23 protein-coding genes are annotated in these 22048 nt (G+C 40.2%); all 23 read right to left on the reverse strand.

The features are described from left to right. Positions 1-11 precede the first annotated feature (11 nt). The 23 genes from IEV27_RS03280 to rimP all read right to left on the reverse strand — a co-directional run bounded on the left by IEV27_RS03280 (position 12) and on the right by rimP (position 21867). Positions 12-1127 carry a BMP family lipoprotein gene (locus IEV27_RS03280; RefSeq protein ID WP_188376017.1) on the reverse strand — a complete coding sequence of 372 codons (1116 nt, stop codon included), beginning with the start codon at positions 1125-1127 and terminating at the stop codon, positions 12-14. A 105-nt stretch (positions 1128-1232) separates the two neighbouring features. After that, positions 1233-1958 (reverse strand): GntR family transcriptional regulator, encoded by a 726-nt coding sequence (locus IEV27_RS03285; protein ID WP_188376018.1) that lies wholly within the window; start codon positions 1956-1958, stop codon positions 1233-1235. A 207-nt stretch (positions 1959-2165) separates the two neighbouring features. Continuing rightward, a complete protein-coding gene (locus IEV27_RS03290; RefSeq protein ID WP_188376019.1) occupies positions 2166-4445 on the reverse strand; it encodes an FtsK/SpoIIIE family DNA translocase in 2280 nt (759 codons plus the stop codon). A 104-nt stretch (positions 4446-4549) separates the two neighbouring features. After that, positions 4550-4759: a YlzJ-like family protein gene (locus IEV27_RS03295; protein WP_188376020.1), complete on the reverse strand. Its 210-nt coding sequence runs from the start codon at positions 4757-4759 to the stop codon at positions 4550-4552. After that, positions 4756-5493, reverse strand: a complete 738-nt coding sequence (locus IEV27_RS03300) for a ClpP family protease (protein WP_188376021.1) — start codon at positions 5491-5493, stop codon at positions 4756-4758. Before IEV27_RS03300 ends, IEV27_RS03295 begins: the two co-directional genes overlap by 4 nt. 89 nt (positions 5494-5582) lie before the next feature. Further along, positions 5583-6452 (reverse strand): 4-hydroxy-tetrahydrodipicolinate synthase, encoded by an 870-nt coding sequence (gene dapA, locus IEV27_RS03305; protein ID WP_188376022.1) that lies wholly within the window; start codon positions 6450-6452, stop codon positions 5583-5585. Between the two features lie 15 nt (positions 6453-6467). Next, positions 6468-7688, reverse strand: coding sequence for an aspartate kinase (dapG, locus tag IEV27_RS03310; protein ID WP_188376023.1), 1221 nt, complete (start codon positions 7686-7688; stop codon positions 6468-6470). A 21-nt stretch (positions 7689-7709) separates the two neighbouring features. Further along, a complete protein-coding gene (gene asd, locus IEV27_RS03315) occupies positions 7710-8756 on the reverse strand; it encodes an aspartate-semialdehyde dehydrogenase (RefSeq protein WP_188376024.1) in 1047 nt (348 codons plus the stop codon). Positions 8757-8858: 102 nt separating this feature from the next. Then, the gene (locus tag IEV27_RS03320) at positions 8859-9455 is read right to left on the reverse strand and encodes a dipicolinate synthase subunit B (RefSeq protein ID WP_188376025.1); all 597 of its coding nucleotides are present in this window, start codon (positions 9453-9455) and stop codon (positions 8859-8861) included. Beyond that, positions 9455-10348 carry a dipicolinic acid synthetase subunit A gene (gene dpaA, locus IEV27_RS03325; protein WP_188376026.1) on the reverse strand — a complete coding sequence of 298 codons (894 nt, stop codon included), beginning with the start codon at positions 10346-10348 and terminating at the stop codon, positions 9455-9457. Before dpaA ends, IEV27_RS03320 begins: the two co-directional genes overlap by 1 nt. A 714-nt stretch (positions 10349-11062) precedes the next feature. After that, a complete protein-coding gene (locus tag IEV27_RS03330; protein WP_188376027.1) occupies positions 11063-11290 on the reverse strand; it encodes a YlmC/YmxH family sporulation protein in 228 nt (75 codons plus the stop codon). A gap of 13 nt (positions 11291-11303) precedes the next feature. After that, positions 11304-12212: a polysaccharide deacetylase family protein gene (locus IEV27_RS03335; RefSeq protein WP_188376028.1), complete on the reverse strand. Its 909-nt coding sequence runs from the start codon at positions 12210-12212 to the stop codon at positions 11304-11306. Between the two features lie 120 nt (positions 12213-12332). Further along, the gene (gene pnp / locus IEV27_RS03340; RefSeq protein WP_188376029.1) at positions 12333-14450 is read right to left on the reverse strand and encodes a polyribonucleotide nucleotidyltransferase; all 2118 of its coding nucleotides are present in this window, start codon (positions 14448-14450) and stop codon (positions 12333-12335) included. A 118-nt stretch (positions 14451-14568) separates the two neighbouring features. Further along, positions 14569-14838 carry a 30S ribosomal protein S15 gene (gene rpsO, locus IEV27_RS03345; protein ID WP_188376030.1) on the reverse strand — a complete coding sequence of 90 codons (270 nt, stop codon included), beginning with the start codon at positions 14836-14838 and terminating at the stop codon, positions 14569-14571. A gap of 158 nt (positions 14839-14996) precedes the next feature. Further along, complete coding sequence (locus IEV27_RS03350) at positions 14997-15935, reverse strand: bifunctional riboflavin kinase/FAD synthetase (RefSeq protein ID WP_188376031.1); 939 nt, start codon at positions 15933-15935, stop codon at positions 14997-14999. Between the two features lie 20 nt (positions 15936-15955). Then, on the reverse strand, positions 15956-16852 hold the full coding sequence (gene truB / locus IEV27_RS03355; RefSeq protein WP_188376032.1) for a tRNA pseudouridine(55) synthase TruB: 897 nt from the start codon (positions 16850-16852) through the stop codon (positions 15956-15958). A gap of 93 nt (positions 16853-16945) precedes the next feature. Further along, on the reverse strand, positions 16946-17296 hold the full coding sequence (rbfA, locus tag IEV27_RS03360) for a 30S ribosome-binding factor RbfA (protein ID WP_188376033.1): 351 nt from the start codon (positions 17294-17296) through the stop codon (positions 16946-16948). Between the two features lie 26 nt (positions 17297-17322). Beyond that, on the reverse strand, positions 17323-17601 hold the full coding sequence (locus tag IEV27_RS03365; RefSeq protein ID WP_188376034.1) for a DUF503 domain-containing protein: 279 nt from the start codon (positions 17599-17601) through the stop codon (positions 17323-17325). Continuing rightward, a complete protein-coding gene (infB, locus tag IEV27_RS03370; RefSeq protein ID WP_188376035.1) occupies positions 17598-19679 on the reverse strand; it encodes a translation initiation factor IF-2 in 2082 nt (693 codons plus the stop codon). The genes IEV27_RS03365 and infB overlap by 4 nt, the downstream gene beginning before the upstream one ends. 4 nt (positions 19680-19683) lie before the next feature. After that, positions 19684-19995, reverse strand: coding sequence for a YlxQ family RNA-binding protein (locus IEV27_RS03375; protein ID WP_188376036.1), 312 nt, complete (start codon positions 19993-19995; stop codon positions 19684-19686). After that, positions 19992-20267: an RNase P modulator RnpM gene (rnpM, locus tag IEV27_RS03380; protein WP_188376037.1), complete on the reverse strand. Its 276-nt coding sequence runs from the start codon at positions 20265-20267 to the stop codon at positions 19992-19994. Before rnpM ends, IEV27_RS03375 begins: the two co-directional genes overlap by 4 nt. Positions 20268-20279: 12 nt before the next feature. After that, positions 20280-21380: a transcription termination factor NusA gene (gene nusA, locus IEV27_RS03385; protein WP_188376038.1), complete on the reverse strand. Its 1101-nt coding sequence runs from the start codon at positions 21378-21380 to the stop codon at positions 20280-20282. Between the two features lie 13 nt (positions 21381-21393). Then, a complete protein-coding gene (gene rimP / locus IEV27_RS03390; RefSeq protein WP_188376039.1) occupies positions 21394-21867 on the reverse strand; it encodes a ribosome maturation factor RimP in 474 nt (157 codons plus the stop codon). Between the last annotated feature and the right edge of the window lie 181 nt (positions 21868-22048).

Genomic DNA, 22048 nt, shown 5'->3' on the forward strand with positions numbered 1-22048 from the left:
TCCTAGGTTAATTATAGTGAGCTTTCAAATTCTTCTAGTTCTTCATCTGTACTAGGAACGTCAACCTCACCATTAGCAATTTTTTCTTTCCAGTCCTCAACTTCGGAAACGATCTCTTCCGTCATGGCGTCTTCGTTCGTTGTAGCGATACTAATCGCATCATCGTCAAGACCATACTCCATAACTTCTCCACCAGGGAAATCGCCGTCCATTGTTAGAGTGGCCACTTCATTAACCGCAACATCCACACGTTTTACCATTGAAGTTAATGTTACGTTTTGATCATCAATTTTTCCTTCTTCATGCTGGTCACGGTCAACTCCAATAACCCATACATCTTCATCCGGGTTATTTTGCTTGATGTCTTTCGCTTGAGCAAATACGCCGTTACCAGTTGCACCTGAAGCATGATAAATAACATCAATATCATTGTTGTACATGTTTGAAGCAATTAGTTTACCTTTGTCAGCAGCAGCGAAGCTTTCAGCGTATTGAATATCAATTTCAATATCAGGATTTACTGACTTTGCTCCTGCTACATATCCTGATTCAAATTTTCTAATTAAATCGCCATCTTCCCCACCAACAAATCCAATCTTATCTGTTTCTGTTTTAAGAGCCGCTGCTACACCAGCCAGGAAAGATCCTTCGTGTTCTTTAAACGTAATGCTGACGATGTTATCACCTTCAGCAACGGAATCTACTAGACCAAAGTTAGTGTCCGGGTTTTGCTCAGCTACTTCTTCAAGAGCTGGCTGTAGTAAGTATCCAATTCCATAAATCAAGTTAAAATCTTGACGGACCAGGCGGCTTAAGTTAGTCGTATAGTCCCCTTCACTATCAGACTGAGCGTAATCATAGCCTTCTCCTTCTTCTAAGCCATTTTCATCACCAAAAGCTTGAAGGCCTTCCCAAGATGATTGGTTAAATGATTTATCATCCACTCCACCTACGTCCGTAACCATAGCTACTGAGAAATCATCGCTGGCTTCTGCTTCGCCACCACTTTCGTTAGAATCTCCACCATCACCGCTGGATTCGCCTTCATCAGAAGAACCACAGGCAGCTAATACGAAACCAATAGATAACAGTAAGGCCAAAATCAATAGAAAACGACGGTTTTTCAAAACGATTACCCCCTAAATTTGTTAAGTATTAAGAAAATTCAAACAACTAAAATTTTTTATACGTCTCCCCGGCAAGCCTCACCTCCTCAATTTTCAAGTAAGCCTTTACACTCTTCTTCTTAAAACATGAAAACTAAACTTGTCTGCTCTAAAATAATTGGAAGATAAGAGAATCGGTTCGTCATCTTTCGTATAATGCATTTGTTTGAGTAATAATAACGCTTGATCGGGTTCACAATTTAAAATCGGGGAAATCCTTTCGTGATAGCCTATTGGCTCAATATCTGTAACAGCATAACTAATCGTTTTTCCAGTAAAACGTTCCAGTATTCCAAATAGGGAGTCGGCTTCCCGCACTTGATCAATTGGAATGAGGCCTTCTGGAATTCGGTCTTTACAATAAACAACGGGCTGCTGATCAGCTGTTCTCACGCGTTCGACTTTGGCTAATTTATGTATCACGACTGGGGAGAAACGCTGGCGTTCATCTTCGGTGGGTTCTATTAATTCTGCTGATAGATACTGTGATCCGGGAACCATACCTGATTTTGTAATCATTCCCGTTACACTATCTAATTCTTCAATGCCTGAAGTAAAGACGGGTTTAGGATTTACAAATGTTCCTACACCATGTCTTCTAGTTACGATACTTTCTTCTTCTAGTATTCTTAGAGCCTCTCGTAAAGTTGCTCTTGAAACGCCAAGAGATTTAGACAACTGAAACTCTGACGGAAGTTTTTCTTTTTCAAGATAAACTCCGTTTTCAATATCACGCTTAATTTGTTCGATCACTTGTAAATACAAGTGACGAGTATCTTGTCTAATGGACATAACCCTTCACTCCAAATCTATTTGCCTATAGGTAAGAGATCTGACATCTGACGTTCGACACATCACATTCGAAATTAATATAACACTTTTCTATAAATAAATAAATAGAATTAGGACATTTTTATCCATTTAGTACACATGTTTATTAAATCAGAATATTTATTTTTTTGTAATTATGTAAAAAACTGACGCTAAAACAGCGTCAGTTCAGCTTTCTTCAACAGTATCAGTTACTAGCACAGTTCTAGGCTTACTTCCTTCATAAGGCCCAACGATTCCGTTATCTTCCATAGCATCTATTAACCTTGCTGCTCTCGTATAACCTACACGAAATCTTCTTTGAATCATAGAAACACTAGCACTTTGCATTTCAATGACCATTTGCACAGCCTCAGGGTATAAGTCATCATCAACTTCAGTCGTCGTTTCGCTCTCTTCGTCCGGAATCATCTCTTCCTGGTACTGAGCTTTTTGCTGTTCGACACAGAAGTTCACGATCCTTTCTACTTCATCATCTGATAAAAATGCCCCTTGCACACGAGTTGGTTTATTCGAACCAACTGGGGTAAATAGCATGTCCCCTCTTCCTAACAGTTTCTCAGCACCGCCTGTATCCAGTATGGTCCTGGAGTCAGTCGAAGAAGAGACACTAAAAGCAATTCGAGAGGGGATATTCGCTTTAATGACACCAGTAATGACATCAACGGAAGGTCGCTGAGTAGCTATAATCAAGTGAATACCAGCCGCTCGTGCCATTTGAGCTAAGCGGGTAATCGCATCTTCTACATCATTAGAAGCTACCATCATTAAGTCAGCTAACTCATCTACAAGTACAATAATATAAGGTAAGAAAGGTTGATCGTCGTCGTGCTCACGGTTATGTCTTTTTATATATTCATTGTAACCTTCAATATTTCTTGTACCTGAGTCTGAAAATAAATCGTAACGCCTTTCCATCTCTGAAACTACTTTCATAAGAGCTCGAGAAGCTTTTTTCGGATCCGTTACAACAGGTGCAAGTAAATGAGGAATGCCATTATAGACGTTAAGTTCTACTTTCTTTGGATCAATCATCATCATTTTAACTTCGTGTGGTTTAGCCCTCATTAACACGCTTGTGATAATTCCATTAATACATACACTCTTACCGCTGCCTGTAGCTCCAGCAACAAGTAGGTGCGGCATTTTATTTAACTCTGCCATGACTGCTTCGCCTGAAATATCGCGTCCTAACGCGAAGCTAAGCTTGGCATCAGGGTGAGCTTTTCCTTGCTCTAATACTTCTCTTAGAGATACCGTTGCTACTTCTTGGTTAGGTACTTCTATACCTACTGCAGATTTACCAGGGATTGGAGCTTCGATCCGTATGTCTTTCGCTGCTAATGCTAAGGCAAGGTCATCATTTAAATTTACTATCTTGCTGACTTTTACTCCTACATCTGGATAAACCTCATATTTTGTTACCGAAGGACCGACATGAACTTTGGTTACTTTTGCTTTTACTCCGAAACTATGAAACGTTTGTTCTAACTTCTTCACCGTCGCTTGAATATGTGAACGACCTTGACTTTGAGGACTTGAAGTTGGTTCATCCAATAGGTCAAAGCCTGGAAGTCTGTAATCTGGATTTTCTAATTCAGCTGTCGTCATTGTTTTATCTAAATCTTCTGTCTCACCGGATTTCTCAGAACTTTCTACTTTGGCTTCTGGCTTTTGATAAGCTTGCTCTGTAAAGTCCTGGATAATAGGTTCATAGTCTTCTTCTGTTTCTGTTGTAGATGCTTGCTCCGGCTCTACTATAGGAATTTCTTCAATCGTTTTATCTTCTTTCTCTTTACTGCGTTTTTGTTTATCTTCTTTCTTCGTTTGCTGCTTTTCTTTAGCATTCTCATAGCCTGATTTAAATTTGTCAATGAAGTAAGCTAACACTTCACCAATGGAACGCTCAGTAATAAACATCGCTCCAATTAAAAATAGAAATAACGAAAAAATAATGGATCCTGTTGCAGAAAATAAATAATACGTAATTAATAATAAGAATGCACCTGTCATTCCTCCACCAATACTTGTAGTTGGAGCCTCCCCTCGCATCATACTAATTAATCGATCCCAAGTAAGGTTGAAAACTCCTCCTTGGTTATTGTTTAAATCTGATGCAAGAGTTTGAACGTGAGTAAAAAGCAGTAACGCTGCCAGCATAATGTAGACACCAATTAAACGTTTATGTAAAAAATCAGGCCATTTTCTTTTTATCATTAAATACAAACCTACGATTAAAAAGAAGAGCGATGCGACAAAGTACCATACACCGAACATCACTTGCCATATACGTTCTAATCCACCAGGAATAGCTCCTTCACTTATCATTGAGGCGCCGCTTCCAAAAACAGCTATAAATATGAATAGCACACCTGTTAATTCGAATTTTACGTGCTGTTTTAAAGATGATTTTTTCTTCCGCGATTTCGTTTTTTTCTTTCTTGCCATTGGGGACACCTCCGATCATGATGAAAAGAATAGGATGTCGTCTGCTGAATCTCAGCCACGACATCCCAGTTTTCTCCTTTTATTATACCACAGGCCTAGCGCTGTTAGTAGCCCAGCCATTGTCCTGGTTGTAAAGATGGATCCATATAGTCTTGTGGATCCGTAGACATTAATTGAATAATTTGTTTCTTTCCATTGCCATGGTCGTAACATTTCACTTGTTTATTATTCACCGTTTCATAAACAATGGACTGTTCAGCCTCACTTTGCGGAAAAACATCGTATTCGCTAAGCGGTGTGTATAGAATCGTCATTGAACCACCTTCTCTTCATTTCCTTTGTTCTGATCAATGAATTCATTTAACTTACTCATCGCTTCTTTCACTCCACCTACAGCGTCGATTAAACCAACGTCTACTGCTTTTTGCCCCACCACATTAGTGCCTATATCTCGTGATAAATTACCTTTTTCAAACATTAACTCTTTAAATTTATCTTCTGGCACATTAGAGTGTCTTGTTACAAAGTTAACCACTCGATCTTGCATTTTATCCATATACTCAAAAGTTTGCGGAACACCGATAACTAACCCATTTAGTCGAATAGGATGGATCGTCATTGTGGCTGTTTCTGCAATAAATGAATAATCGGCAGCTACAGCGATAGGGACACCTATGGAATGACCGCCCCCTAGAACAATAGATACGGACGGTTTGGAAATAGAAGCAATCATTTCAGAAATGGCTAACCCCGCTTCTACATCTCCTCCTACAGTATTTAATAGTACCACTAACCCTTCAATTTTAGGGTTTTGCTCAATGGCTATTAGCTGAGGAATTAAATGCTCATACTTTGTGGTTTTATTTTGAGCAGGCAGCTGCACGTGACCTTCCACTTGCCCAATAATCGGCAAAACATGAATATTAGAATCGCCAGCGTTTGGTACATTAGATTGCCCAAGCTGCTGAATTTTGTCTACGATAGAGGACTGCTCTTTAGAATCATCCTTCTTTGGCTCATTTTGTTCATTATTTTCATGCTCACTCATCACTATCGTGCCCCTTTCATACTTTGTTCTTAGTATGAGGCAGAACAATCGAATCATACAAAAAAACAGCAAAGCAAAAGCTTTGCTGTTTATAGTTGATCAACTAAATGATGAATGAACGTGCGTTCTTCTGCCGTTAAAGGGACTAAAGGCAATCGAACACCGCCTGTGTCCAGTCCTTTCATTTGAAGAGCTGTTTTTACCGGCGTTGGAGAAGGAGCCATGAACATCCCTTTTAAAATCGGGAGCAGTTTCCGATGTAAGGCCGCAGCTTCCTTTCCTTTACCTTCATCATATAAACGAAGCATTTCTTGCATTTCATTACCGACGATATGGGAAGATACAGAAATAATTCCATCGCCTCCAATGGCATACACCGGTAATGTTAAGTTATCATCGCCACTATATAAACTAAAGTCACCGGCCGTTTCCTCAATAATTCTAGCCATACTATCTAAATCACCCGTCGCCTCTTTAATCGAAACGATGTTAGACACTTTAGATAATTCCACAATAGTCTCAACATCGATTCGAACCGCTGATCGACCAGGGATATTATAAAGCATAACAGGAACCGTAACGGAATCTGCAATTGTCTTAAAGTGTTCATACAGTCCACGTTGATTTGGTTTATTATAATAAGGGGTAACAAGCATAACAGCATCCACACCAGTGTTTACTGCTTTTTTGGATAGCGCAATGGAACTTTGTGTATCATTACTTCCTGTTCCGGCTATGACCGGAACACGACCGTTAACTATTTTCACAACATGTTCCCACAGGGCTACTTTTTCTTCTGTAGTTAAAGTCGGTGACTCTCCTGTTGTTCCTGCAAGGACTAACCCATCTGTACCATGTTCGATTAAATACTCCACTAACGCGGAGGTTTTATTAAGGTCTAAGTTGCCATGGCTATCAAACGGGGTAACCATAGCAGTTAACACTTTACCGAAATCCACGCCCTATTTCCCCTTTCATCTTTCTACATTCAGCTCAAATATCTCATGTAGGGCATTGACTGCTTGAATTAAATCTTCGTCTTTCACTAGTACCCAAATCGTCGTATGAGAGTCCGCTGATTGTAAAATTTGCACACCACGTTCAATTAGTGTCTGCACAATTTTAGCTGTTACACCCGGAACTCCAGTAATTCCTGCACCAACCGTAGATACCTTCGCACAACCTTCCCGAAGTTCAGGATCATAACCAATATCTTTTAAAATGGAAATCGCCTTATCCGTGTATTTACTGTCAATTGTATAGCTGACACCACTTGGTGAAATATTAATAAAGTCAACAGATATATCAGCTTCTGCCATGGATTTGAATACCTCAGACTGAAGTTTAGAAGCATCTTCCTTAGATTGGACCTTAATTTGAGCAATTCCTGCCATATGAGCAATACCTGTTACAAGACGGTCAGGCAGGTCGTTGCCTGCTTCCCCTTCTCTTGATGCAGCAACTAGTGTCCCAGGCTGATCTGAATAAGTTGACCTTACTCGCATAGGAACTTTTGCATGCATAGCAATTTCAACTGCACGAGGATGGATGACTTTAGCTCCCTGGTAAGCCAGGTTGCAAATTTCATTGTAAGTGACCGCGTGCAAGGCTCTAGCTGATTCTACAATACGAGGATCAGCCGTCATAATACCTTCTACATCAGTGAAAATGTCAATATACTCTGCTTTTAATGCAGCTCCAAGAGCAGCGGCACTTGTATCACTGCCCCCTCGGCCAATCGTTGTCGTGTCCCCAGATTCCGTTTTTCCTTGAAACCCAGCGACGACTACAACATCATGTGTTTCCAGTTCAGCTAATAGACGACTCGTATCCATTCGCAAGATTTTCGCCTTTGTAAAATCATCATTTGTTAAAAAGCCTGCAGCGGCTCCAGTCATGCCAGTAGCTGAAATACCTTCTGACAACAATTCATGAGTGAAAACAATAGAAGAGATCGTTTCACCGCATGACATTAACATATCTTGTTCCCGATTAGATATGTTAGACGTAGGAAACTGTACAAGATCTAATAATGTATCTGTAGCATAAGGATCGCCTTTACGACCCATAGCAGAGACCGTAACGACTACCTTATACCCTTCTTTTAATGCATTTTTAATATGAGAAATCGCACGTGATCTGCCTTCTTCATCACGAACGGATGTCCCGCCAAATTTTTGAACTAATATTTTCATGTTCACACCTCTTATTCTCGTTTACAACCACTGTCGAGCAATGACGCGCTCAGCGATTTGCACAGAATTCCAAGCAGCTCCTTTAAGTAAATTATCAGAGACTACCCAAAGGTGGAACCCATTTTTTTGATCAAGATCCTTACGAATACGACCTACAAATACATCACGCTTACCTGCAGAACTTAAAGGTGTAGGATAAGACTGTGTAGATGGATCATCTTCCAGGACAATTCCCTCAGCCTCCGTCATTAAAGATTTAATCTGATCAACGGAAACATTCTCTTGCTCTACTTCAACATACACACTTTCCGCATGAGAAGTAAAGAAAGGCAAACGTACACAAGTAGCTGCTACTTGAAGTGCAGGAGCATGCATGATTTTCTTCGTCTCATTAATCATCTTCATTTCTTCAAATGTGTAGCCATTTTCTTGAAACATATCAATTTGCGGAAGCGCGTTAAATGCGATTGGGTAATGCTTTTTGTCTCCGCCTACTGGTAAAATATTTGCTTCTAATTCTTCACCATTTAGGAAAGCTTGTGATTGTTCTCTTAATTCATCTGCTGCTTCATTTCCCGCTCCGGAAACGGCTTGATAAGTAGAAACAATAACACGATTAAGCCCTAAATTTTGTTTGATTGGTTCAAGGGCTGCTACCATTTGAATCGTAGAGCAATTGGGGTTTGCAATAATACCTTTGTGGTCTTTAATATCTTCTTCGTTCACTTCAGGTACCACGAGTGGTACATTTTCATCCATACGATAAGCACTTGTGTTATCAATCACTAATGCCCCGCGTTTTACTGCTTCAGGAGCAAGTTTCTTTGAAACAGATCCACCTGCTGAAAAAAGAGCAATATCAATATTCTCAAAGCTTTCTGGAGTCGCTTCTTCTACTGTGTAGTCTGCACCTTTAAAAGTTACATTAGTTCCTGCTGAACGGCTTGAAGATAGAAGCTTAAGCTCTTTAATTGGAAAATTACGATCCTCAAGAGTTTCAAGCATCTTCTGTCCTACCGCTCCTGTAGCACCTACTACGGCTATGTTATATTGGTTAGATTGTGTCATAATGATATCCCCTTTCGAGTAAATAATGTTTCAACTGTCGTTAAGAGTCACTATTTGTTATTCTACCATACTTGCTCAAGAAACTGTTATGAAAAAGTAGATTTACGCGTGATAGCGTTCGATTAATACGGGTTGTTTTTGTTTTCCGTCTAAGGCAGCCTCTACCGTCTCTGGTATAAGCGTCATATCAGAAACTAAAGAATTCGGTTTTTTATAAGGATGGTCCTGACCAAAAGGAACAAAATAAATATTTTTAGCTGCCATTAATTTCATAACATTTACTCCGTTTAATCCTAACGCATCATTTGTAGAAATCGCAAGTACGACTGGTTTTTCGTTTCTAAGCGTTGCTTTAGCTGCCATAAGAACGGGAGAATCGGTTAGCGCATTTGCAAATTTACTCGTCGAATTACCGGTCATTGGAGCAATGACCATGCAATCTAATGGTCGCTTCGGCCCAAGGGGCTCTGCGTCTGGAATGGTCATAATGATAGGTTCACCTGTAATCTTTTCAATCGTTTTAATATGTTCGGCGGCTTCACCGAACCTTGTGTCCGTTTTTTGCACGGTATAAGATAATACGGGAACAATCGTTGCTCCTAATTCTTTTAACTTCTCTAATACAGGAAATACTTCGTGGTATGTGCAGTGGGATCCTGTTAAACCAAAACCAATCGTTTTTCCTTTTAAACTAGCCATTATTCCTCCACCTTTCGGTCAATTTCCTGTAACTCCTTACAAATCACACTGGCTACAATTTTCCCTGCTGTTTTGGGTGCTACAAGTCCTGGTAAGCCCGGTAACAAAATGGCTTTAATTCCTCTTTTTTCTGCATAACGAAAATCCGTTCCTCCAGGTTTTGAGGCAAGATCTAATATTAAAGCGTGGGAAGGCAGTTTTTTTATAATCGAAGCGTCCACGACAGGAGCAGGTACAGTATTGATGAGATAATCAAAATTCATATCGTACGTATCAAGGTCTTTCATATCCATATATTCAAGGCCCATTTCATGTACGCGTGCAGCTCCTGCGGTTGAACGTACGCCTACCGTAACTTTAGCCCCTAACTGATCAAATGCCCTGGCCAAACTCATCCCCACTCTCCCTAACCCTAAGATGGAAACATTAGATCCGTGAATGGTGAAATCGGTATGTTGAATAGCCATCATGATCGTGCCTTCCACAGTGGGTATGGAATTATAGATGGCAATATCGTCACGATTCATTAAGGGAATCAGCTTTCTGTCCGCATCTTCCGCAATTTTTTGAAGGGTGTCATTTGCGATGCCAGAATAAATTTGACAATGGACTGGTGTCTTTTTTAACCAATCAACCTGTAAACATAAGGAACGGTTAGTAAAAATGCCATCGGCGCAGCCGTTTTCATCTGTACCTGAGATAGGAAGAATGATAGCATCAAGCATTTCTACATGAGGACCTTCAAAGTCCAAGTCAATGCACTCGGTGAAACTGCCATTTAATTGATCAAACCCGGCTAAGTACACTTGTGCATCCCACTCATGTAATCTTCGAATAATCTCAATTTGACGGGCATCGCCGCCTATAACGGCAACATGGAATCCTGTTAACATGCCGGAATGTCTCCTTTTTATTAGGTTTCATCTCCTTGTATCGTATGCACATTTACTTTCGTAAGTGTGTTCTAATCTCCTCACTTTAAGCAGTCTATGAAGGCATAAAAAAAGCTGTGACACATCGTCACAACTCCAGCCTGTCGAAAAACATGGTATCCCGTTGTTCCTCCATTAGAGTCTTAAGAAAAGGAACAAGAAAAAGCGCCGCTTTCCGCGGGCAAGACGGAAAGTCTCCTCGGTCTGCGACCTCGGCGCCTCTTCTGTCTGCTCGTCCCGCAGGAGTCATACCTTTTTCCGTTCCTTTTATCAAAGTGGGATTTGGAACCATCCTAGAATGAATGCCCAGCTGCAAATTCTGTTCCATAAGGGTACAGCTTGAGTGAATTTTTTCCAGTGATCGATTTAGGAAACAGCGAGACTCCTAGGGGAGATCCGAATAAGGTGTAACCCCGGAAGGCATAGCCTGAGGAGCTCTTAAATAGGAAGTTCGATTAAGTTCGGCACGTCCTCAAAAAGACCTCGTCTTTTTCTGTGATGTAAAACCAACGAAGTAGTTCTGGTATGCCAACATCGAACGACCCCACGTCGTGTGGAGCAATGGAAAGGGAGTTGTTTCCTAAAACCCCTTTATTCTATCGAACAAAACTGACACATGGTCAAAAATATAGAGAAACCTCAAGTTTCTCTACAATCTGAAGCTGTGACACATCGTTACAGCTCATTGTTTATTAAAATTGTATCTTCTCCAATAATCTCTACATGGTTCCAATCAATCACTGTTTCTGCTCTAGAATGAAATAATCCTTTGTTTAAAATAATGAGTGATATAATTTCACCGCTATCTGGATCAATTTTTAAATCGGCTTGGCCTAACACTCCCAGTTTTCGGCCTTCCTTTACATCAATAACTTCTTTTGAAGACAGTTGTTTTAACCTCACCATTTGCCCCCCTTTACCGCTTCTCGCTAATTAATTGCGGGAAATCAACAATCTTATAATCTTTTTTTAGTTGAGTAATAAGATCCTCTAAACTTAATAAGGTAACTTCAGTTGGGTGCATTAGAATGGTCGCTCCATTGTGAACCTTAGTTGTTACGCGATGAATGAGAACGTCTTTCGTAGGATTTCTCCAATCAATTGTATCGACAGACCATAGGATCGTTTCAAGGTTTAATTTATCCGCTGTAGTTACAGTAATGTCAGAAAAACTTCCGGACGGTGGAGCAAACCACTCAACTTCTTTATCTGTAAAGGCTTTTAAAATATCATTCGTTCGTTGAAGGTTCGCTTCTGTGGAGAGGGCATCCATTTTCGAAAAATCAGGGTGATTATAACCGTGACTTCCTATAATATGACCGTCTTCTACTATCATGGTTACGAGCTGTTTATGTCGTTGAGCAAATGCCCCATCTATAAAAAAATTTGCTTTAATGTCATGATCACTAAGAACTTTAAGTATATCGGGAATATACTCTTCTCCCCATGAAACATTAATAAGAAAGCTGACCATATCTTTTTGATCATGTCCGCGGTAGATGGGAGAAGGCGGCAAATCTTCAAGTGAAGTCTTTGGAGATACATGATCATAAACAAGTTTACGCTCTATAAATTTTCCGTCCTTTTTCATGTTTTGATACGATTTATCGATGTTTACTTTTTTCCCGTTTAAGCCAGGTGTTTTTTTCCAAACTTTATCAATTCGAGCGTCTTCGGGCGGGATGTAATAGTCTTTCTGCTTTTCTTTAATCGTGTTATATAAGGAGGATGAAGTAGAAGTTGGTATTGATGAGGGATAATTAGGAACCGTTAGAATTATGGCTAGAAGAAGCACAGCAGCTAGTAATTGAATGAATCCACGCACATTTATCCCCCCCTTTAGTAGAATGTATGCAAATAAGGACGACCTTATACTAGGGGCATAAAATCCAATGTGGGTAAAAAAGCATAAAAAAAGAAACTGGCTGACCAGTCTCTGTTTTTATTACTCACTTGTTTCTTTCGCTTTTTTCTCATCAATGAGAATTGCTTTTCTTGATAAGTTGATTCTTCCTTGCTTATCAATTTCTTTAACTTTAACTTTAATTGAATCGCCAACGGAAACAACATCTTCTACTTTTCCGATACGTTCTTCCGCAAGTTCAGAAATATGGACAAGTCCTTCTTTTCCTTTAAACAGTTCTACAAACGCTCCGAATTTCTCTACGCGTTTAACTGTTCCATCGTAAACTTCTCCTGCTTCTACCTCGCGAACGATATCTTCTATAATCTTCATAGCTACTTTGTTCATCTCAGCATCTGTTGAAGATACGAAAACTGTTCCGTCTTGTTCGATATCAATCTTCACGCCAGTATCATCAATGATTTGATTAATCTGTTTTCCGCTCGGTCCAATAACGTCACGAATTTTATCTGGATTAATCTTCATGGTCATGATCTTAGGCGCATATTGAGAAAGTTCACTTCTGGATTCTGGAAGTGTTGCCATCATGGAATTTAAAATCTCCATACGGCCATTCTTCGCTTGTTCAAGCGCTTCTTCTAGAATTTGGCGTGAAAGTCCTTCAATCTTAATATCCATTTGCAGAGCCGTAATCCCTTTTTCAGTTCCGGCTACTTTAAAGTCCATATCACCTAAAAAGTCTTCCATGCCTTGAATATCAGTAAGAATCGTGTAATCGTCTCCAGACTTAACAAGTCCCATGGCAATTCCTGCTACAGGCGCTTTTAAAGGTACGCCAGCGTCCATCATAGCTAATGTACTTGCACAAATACTGGCTTGAGATGTTGAACCATTTGATTCTAACACTTCTGATACAAGTCGAATGGTATATGGAAATGCTTTTTCAGATGGAATAACGACTTCAAGAGCGCGTTCTCCTAAAGCACCATGTCCGATCTCACGACGGCCAGGTCCACGAATTGGTCCAGTTTCCCCAACGGAATAATGAGGGAAATTGTAATGGTGCATAAAGCGTTTAGATTCTTCTAAATCTAATCCATCTAAAATTTGAACATCGCCTAGTGCTCCCAATGTACAAATACTAAGCGCCTGAGTTTGTCCACGTGTAAACAAACCAGAGCCGTGAGTTCTAGGTAAAATTCCCACTCTTGAAGATAACTGACGAATTTCATCTACGCCACGGCCATCTGGGCGAATTTTATCTTTCGTAATTAAACGGCGCACTTCTTCTTTTACGATATTATCAAGTATAGATTTTACTTGTTTAATCGTATCTTCATCAGCTTCTAACTCTTCGTAAGACTCAACGATCGCTTTCTTCGCTTCGTCAATGGCTTCTTCACGAGCTTTTTTCTCTTCAGTTTTGATCGCTGCAACTAATGGTTGTCTGGCTTCTCCTTCAACCTTGTCTTTTAATTCTTGATCAAGGTCAAATAGCTGAACATCCATTTTTTCTTTTCCAACAGCTTCAATAATTTCTTCCTGGAAAGCGACAAGACGTTTAATTTCTTCGTGTCCTAACATGATTGCTTCAAGCATGTCTTCTTCAGAAACTTCAAGTGCTCCTGCTTCCACCATATTGATGGCATCTTTTGTACCAGCTACAGTTAAATCAATGTCACTCTCTTCTTGCTGTTTCACCGTAGGATTAATAATAAATTCTCCGTTTACTCGCCCCACAACTACACCAGCAATAGGTCCTCCAAATGGAATATCCGAAATTCCTAAAGCAATCGATGAGCCCAGCATAGCGGCCATTTCAGTAGAACAATCTTGATCCACACTCATCACAGTACTAATCACTTGTACATCGTTTCTAAATCCATCTGGGAATAATGGACGAATAGGGCGGTCAATCAAACGTGAAGCCAGTACGGCTTTATCACTTGGGCGTCCCTCTCGCTTAATAAATCCTCCAGGTATCTTCCCTACTGCATAAAGTCTTTCTTCATAGTTGACCGTCAACGGGAAGAACGGCAAGTCTTTAGGCTCTCTTGAACCTGTAGCTGCAGAAAGAACGGACGTATCGCCATATTTAATCATGGCTGCGCCGCTAGCTTGTTTAGCCAGCTCACCAACTTCTACAGAGAAGGTTCGTCCTGATACTTCTATAGAAAACACTTGATTCTCTTCTGCCATAAAGTATTTAACTCCTCTCACTCACTGTTAATAAAGTCGTTTCTATTTCACAGTTTACACTTAATTTTATGTAAACATACAGAAAAAGCGGGATCAACTCCCGCTTTTTCTAGTTACATTAGCGACGTAGGCCAAGGCTCTTAATTAACTCACGGTAACGTGTAATGTCTTTATTACGTAGGTAATTAAGCAAGTTACGGCGTCTACCTACCATTTTAAGCAATCCACGACGAGAATGGTGATCTTGCTTGTGTGTACGCAAGTGATCGTTTAAGTTCGTGATCTGTTCAGTTAGAACAGCAATCTGAACTTCTGCAGATCCTGTGTCATTCTCGTGAGTTTTGTACTCGTTAATTAGTTCTTGTTTACGTTCTTGTGTGATAGCCATTATAGCTACACCTCCTATAAATATTTAGAATTCCCTTTCCCCGAGCGGACGTCGGAGATACGTTCCGCCAAGCGAAGGTTCCATATTCAAGAGTACAATTTTTATGACTAAAATGCAAGGGCAAAGTAGAACTTCGTCTGTTCCTTACTCATTCTTCTTTATAGAGAAGCTAGAATTTCACGAGACTTTACTTCATCATTCTTAAGCTGGCTAATAAGCTCATCTACTCCATTAAATTTTTCTTCACTGCGAATATGTCTGTAAAAATCGACCGCTATTTCCTGCCCATATACATCTTGATTAAAGTCGAAGATATGAATTTCAAGATTCTTTACTTTTCCATCGTTAAATGTAGGTTTAAAACCTAAGTTAGCCATCCCTTTATACTCTTGGTTCGCAATGATTACTTTAACCGCGTACACGCCTGCTTTAGGCATGTAATATTCACTGTTCAAACTTAAATTTGCAGTAGGGTAGCCAATTGTCCGGCCTCGTCGATCTCCTGTGACAACTTCTCCTGTTATTCGGTATGGACGGTCCAGTAAACGATTCACCAGTGCGATGTCACCTTCAGCTAGTAGATCTCGAATTCTAGTTGAACTTACCTTTTCCCCATCTTCAGAAACCTGCTCAATGGTCGTCGTTGTAAACCGGGCTCTGGCATATTCGGGAAGAAGTTTCATCGTTCCTTTGCCTTTAAAACCAAACGTGAAGTCAAACCCCGCCACTACATGTTGAACGTTTTGAGACACAAAGAATTTCTCCACAAATTGCTCTGGAGACAAAGATGCTAGCGATTTGTCAAAATGGACAACAAATAAAGTATCGATGCCTGCGTTATTCAGGATTCTCTCTTTTTCGGCCAGTGGCGTTATATATTTTGCATGTTTCACACTATGATTTAACACGACAGAAGGGTGCGGGTCGAACGTCATAACGGCACTTTGTATACCAAGCTCTACGGCTTTACGTTTGGCTGTTAAGATTACACGCTGATGACCTCTATGAATCCCATCAAAAAAACCAACAGCTAGTGTGCAAGGAGAAACCTGTTTAGACTGCGATATATCTTTTTCGCTCAAATGGATTATTTTCATTGATTGTCACCTGCTTTAAATCAAAATACTCTTATCGGTTTTATTTTATCAGGTTTAGTAGGATGCTGCTGATAAATAGCCAGGACCTCATCTTTATATTTTACAACAAATGGATCATTCACGTCATCGCTTGGTTTCTCAAGAACTTGGCCATGCTCAAACGCAAAACGTTGATCTTCATTGATCTGCAGCTCATTTAAATGATTGAGGCCTCTGCCCATTGGCAGAATCATTTGTTCTACATTACCAGCGTCCACGAATTGCTGGAATTGAGCAAATGTATAGCATTGTGCTTTGTCTATGTCTCCAGTTCGTGAACGAACGAGAGACGACATATGAGCTGGATACCCTAAGGCTTTCCCGATATCTACGCAAAGCGTCCTTATGTAAGTTCCTTTTGAGCAAGTCACTGTGATCTTAAAAGTAAATGCTTCACCTAAGGAAGTAATGGAGTTTTCATGCAGTTGGATCTTATGAATGTTAACAGAGCGAACAGGCCGCTCAACAGTTTCTCCATCGCGAGCGTATTCGTATAAACGTTTCCCTTTTACTTTAACAGCCGAATACATAGGAGGGATTTGGGTAATTTGTCCCTCAAACTGTTGAATAACGTTTGCGATTTCTTGTTTTGAGGGAGTTGTTGTGACAGACTGACGGTCGATTACAGCTCCTGAAGCGTCTTCTGTCTCTGTCGAACGGCCTACAGTGACTTCAGCTTCATACACTTTTTCCGTGTCCGTTAAGAAAGGAACAATTTTAGTTGCTTTGCCAATACAGAGAGGCAACACCCCTTCAACGTCAGGGTCTAGAGTGCCTGTATGACCGATTTTCTTTGTTTTTAACATCCCTCTTGCTTTACTGACACAATCATGTGAGGTAAATCCTTTTTCTTTCCACAATGGTAAAATCCCGTTCATTCGTTGCCACCCCTTCAATTAAAGATCATCCATTAAAAAATCCGTGCAAGAACAGCACGGATTTTAATGGTTAATGTCTAGCTAAAGGCTTGATTAGTTTTCAGTATCGTTTAAATCTTTAAGAATGGTTTCAATTCTATTTCCACGTTCAATGGCTTCATCAAATTCAAATGTAATTTCCGGTGTTTTTCGCAGTCGAATTCGCTGACCAATTTCTGAACGGATAAAACCTTTTGCCTTCGCGAGCCCAACAAGGGTATCATGCTTTTGCTTTTCATCTCCAAGAACAGAAATGAAGACTTTAGCTTGTTGCAAGTCACCTGTTACTTTCACTTCTGTAACAGTGACAAACCCAACCCTTGGATCTTTAATTTTCTTGCTGATAATATCAGTTAATTCTTTCTTCATTTGCTCACCGACGCGGTTTGCACGTAAATCGTTCATATCTTTTCACCTCTTCAACCACAACATTACAACCATTCTGTTAAAGTGTTCGTCCGTTCTATTTCTGGAAAAGAATCAATCAAGGCTAAGGCTTGCTGCATCGTTTGTTCAGCAATAACTTTGTTACTAGATATCGTAACAATCCCTATACACGTTCGCTGCCACAAATCTTGAAAATCTAATTCGCTGACCGCCACGTTATACTCGTTACTTAACCTTGTTTGAATTCTTTTAAGAACGGATCGCTTCTGCTTTAAGGACTGGGCTTCATATACAAAACACTCCACCTCAGCACTCAAAATCATGTGCGTTCAATCTCTTCCATAATATATGGCTCGATAATGTCGCCTACTTTTAAGTCATTAAAGTTCTTCACAGTAATACCACATTCATACCCTTGCATTACTTCTTTTGCATCATCTTTGTAACGTTTAAGCGCATCAACTTCACCTTCATAAATAACGACGCCATCACGGATTACACGAATTCCAGAGTTACGGGTAATCTTACCTTCAGTTACGTATGAACCAGCAATTGTACCGATTTTAGAAACCTTGAAGATCTCACGTACTTCCACTTGACCAATAATTTTTTCTTCATATTCTGGATCAAGCATCCCTTTCATCGCTGCTTCAATCTCTTCCATCACTTTGTAAATGATGTTATGCAGACGAATTTCAACGTCTTCAGACTCTGCTGCTTTTCTAGCATTCCCGTCTGGACGAACATTAAAACCAATGACGATCGCATTTGAAGCGGAAGCTAAGGAAATATCGGATTCAGTAATAGCTCCGACACCTGTGTGTATAATTTTTACTTTTACGCCTTCTACTTCAATCTTTTCAAGCGAGCCGGCTAATGCTTCAACAGAACCTTGAACATCACCTTTAAGGATGAGATTAATATCCTTAATTTCGCCTTCTTTAATTTGACTAAACAAATCATCAAGGCTGACTCTTGCTGTGGAGCCGCGATCTGCTTCAAGCTGTTTCTGAGCACGTGCTTCCCCAATGGAACGAGCTTTCTTCTCGTCTTCAAACACGAGGAAGCGATCTCCGGCTTGAGGTACATTGTTTAAACCTGTAATTTCTACAGGAGTAGATGGCGCAGCCGTTTTCACGCGGCGGCCTAAATCGTTTACCATAGCACGAACACGACCGAACGTGTTTCCTACTACAATGGCATCTCCGACATTAAGTGTACCGTTTTGAACAAGCAAGGTAGCTACAGGACCGCGTCCTTTATCAAGCTCTGCTTCAATAACTGTACCAAACGCCGGACGATCTGGATTAGCTTTAAACTCTTCAATTTCTGAGACTAATACAATCATCTCAAGTAAATCATCGATACCTTCGCCCTTCACGGCAGACATTTGAACAAAAATAGTGTCTCCGCCGTATTCTTCAGAAATCAATTCATATTCCATTAATTCCTGCATAACACGCTCAGGGTTAGCACCTTCTTTATCCATTTTATTAACAGCTACAATAATTGGAACCTCAGCTGCTTTTGCGTGGTTAATTGCTTCACGCGTTTGAGGCATAACCCCGTCATCCGCTGCCACCACAAGAATGGCGATATCCGTAACTTGAGCACCACGTGAACGCATGCTCGTAAAGGCTGCGTGCCCTGGTGTATCCAAGAAAGTAATCCTTTTATTGTTTTCCTCAACCTGATAAGCACCGATGTGCTGCGTAATTCCGCCAGCTTCGCCTTCTGTTACTTTTGTATGACGAATGGAATCAAGAAGTGTTGTTTTACCATGGTCTACGTGTCCCATAATTGTAACGACAGCCGGACGTTCTTGTAGATCTTCTGGTGCATCTTCTACAGTTAAATTCTCAATATCCGTTTCATCTACAACTACTTCTTCTTCTGCTTCAACGTTATATTCTGCACAGATTAATTCAATTGAATCTGGATCTAGATCCTGGTTTTTCGTTGCCATTACACCAAGCACCATAAGATTCTTAATAATTTCTGTTGCATCTTTGTTCAACTTTTGAGCCAGTTCACTTACTGTAAGAGAGCCAGTATAAGTAATCTTTTCAGGTGTTTGTTTTTGTTTAGGCTTATCGTTTTTTGGTCCTCCTTGCTGCTTTTGTTGAGGACGTTGGTTTTTCTTGTTTGGCTTGTTGCCTTTTTGATTATTTTTGCCTTTAGGCTGCTGGCTTTTCTGTTTGTTTGCAGCAGGTTTTTCGTTTGCCGGCTTCGATTGAGCCTGCCCTTTATTAAAGGCTTGGTCCAATTTACCTTTCACGTCATTCTCTACTGTTGACATGTGGTTGGAAACCTCAACATTTAACTCTTTTAATTTATCAATTACCTGTTTACTAGAAAGTTCGTTCTTTTTGGCATATTCATATACGCGCATTTTACTCATACGTTCACCCCCGAATAGATTCATCGAGCAGCGATTGCAACTTTTTCGCAAATCCTTGGTCAAGAACTGCGATCGCGACTCTCCCTGACTTTCCTATGGCATGTGAAAGAGTTTCACGATCATCCACCATATAGCAGGGTATATGATAAAAGCTACATTTATCTGTTAGCTTTTTTTTCGTTTGTTTACCTGTATCATTTGCAATCAATACAAGCTTTGCTCGTTTGTTTTGTATATCTTTAACGATGTGTTCTTCTCCCAGCGTCAGTTTTCCCGCACGAAGAGCAATACCTAAAAGATTAAGGTATTGGCTCATGAAGAAGACTCCTCTGCTGCTTTTCTTAAATCTTGGTAGATCGAAGCATCAACTTGAGTATTTAGATGACGATTTAATGATTGCTTTTGTTCGGCCTGATCGATGACATCAAGACTTTTTGAAACATAAGCACCTCGTCCATTTTGTTTTCCCGTGTGATCAACAAAAACTTCTCCTTCTTTGTTTCGAACCACACGGATTAACTCTTTCTTCGGCTTCATCTCTTGAGTAACCACACATTTTCGTAATGGTTGTTTCTTGGAACGGGCCATCGCTCCCCCTCCTTAATCTTCCGTAATATCTTCAACATCTGTATCATTATCAGCAGATTCTTCAGTAATAATACCTTCTTCTAAAGCTTCACTTTCGCTCTTAATATCAATCTTCCATCCTGTCAGCTTAGCAGCCAGGCGAGCATTTTGCCCTCTTTTTCCTATGGCTAGTGATAGTTGGTAATCAGGAACAACTACAGTGGTAGCTTTTTCATCTTCATCTACGAGGACTTCAACTACTTTAGAGGGACTTAAAGCGTTAGATACGTACTCTACAGGGTCCTCAGACCATTGTACAATATCAATCTTTTCCCCTTTCAGCTCGTTGACGATTGCTTGAACACGCTGACCGCGTTGTCCTACACAAGAACCTACCGGATCTACTTCCGGATCTTCAGCAAATACAGAAATTTTTGAACGATCTCCAGCTTCACGTGCTACAGAACGAACTTCTACTGTACCATCATAAATTTCCGGAACTTCCATTTCAAACAATCGCTTCAGTAAACCAGGATGGGTCCGGGAAACGTAAATATGCGGTCCTTTATTACTGTTTTCGACTTTTGTGACGAAAACTTTAAGACGGTCATGAACCTCATATACTTCTGTCGGCATTTGTTCGCCTTCAGGAAGCCTGGCTTCAATTTTTCCTAAGTTCACATAGACAAAACGAGGGTCTTTTCGCTGGATGATACCTGTCATAACATCTTCTTCACGATCCACGTACTCGCCGTAAATAATACCGCGTTCTGCTTCACGTACGCGCTGCGTAACAACCTGCTTCGCAGCTTGAGCAGCAATTCTTCCGAAGTCCATAGGTGTAACTTCCACCTCAATGACATCTTCTTCTTCATAGTTTGGATCTTTTTCTTTCGCTTCCTCGAGAGAAATCTCTTGCTGCGGATCCATAACTTCTTCCACGATGACTTTTCTTGCGAATACTTTCATGCTGCCTTCTTCTTCATTAATATCCACACGAACATTCGTGGCTGAGTTGAAGTTTTTCTTATAAGCTGAAATAAGAGCTGCTTCTAGAGCCTCTAACAGCAAGTCCTTGTCAATGCCCTTTTCCTTTTCTAAATAATTCATGGCATCAAATAGTTCACTACTCAACAGTTTATCCCCCTTAATTAAAAGTTACCGCCAAGTTGGCTTTGGCAATTTTGTTAAACGGTACTTGTAATTGCTTCTTGCGTGCTTTAATACGAATTTCAATGGTGGCTGTCTCATCTTCGAAACTTACCAACGTTCCTTCGAATTCTTTCTCGCCATCCATAGGTTCGTATAATTTAACATAGATGTGCTCACCAACATACTTATTAAAATCTGCTTGGGTTTTAAGAGGTCTTTCAGCTCCAGGAGAGGAAACCTCAAGAAAATAAGCACCTTCAATGGGATCCGTTTCATCTAATTTTTCACTAAGCTGTTCTGAAACTTGTCCACATTCCTCAATGTCCACCCCGCCGGGCTTGTCGATGAATACACGCAAAAACCAATTCTTTCCCTCTTTTTTATACTCCACATCAACCAATTCAAGGTTCATTTGTTCTAATATAGGTTCGACTAATTCTTGTGTTACTGCTGTAACGTTTTGACTCAACTGGAATCCCTCCTTGAGCTAATATCATATATATTTGCTTCATCACATCATAGATTAAATAGCGTCGAAATGAAACCGCTATGATTACTCATAGCGGCTTCCAAGAAAATGTTAATGAACATGCTCCTAAAATATACGAAAGAGTGGGTTTCCCCACTCTTTCGGCCGTTCTTATCGCTCT

This window comes from Halobacillus andaensis (assembly GCF_014636475.1).
Taxonomy (GTDB): Bacteria; Bacillota; Bacilli; order Bacillales; family Halobacillaceae; genus Halobacillus_A; species Halobacillus_A andaensis.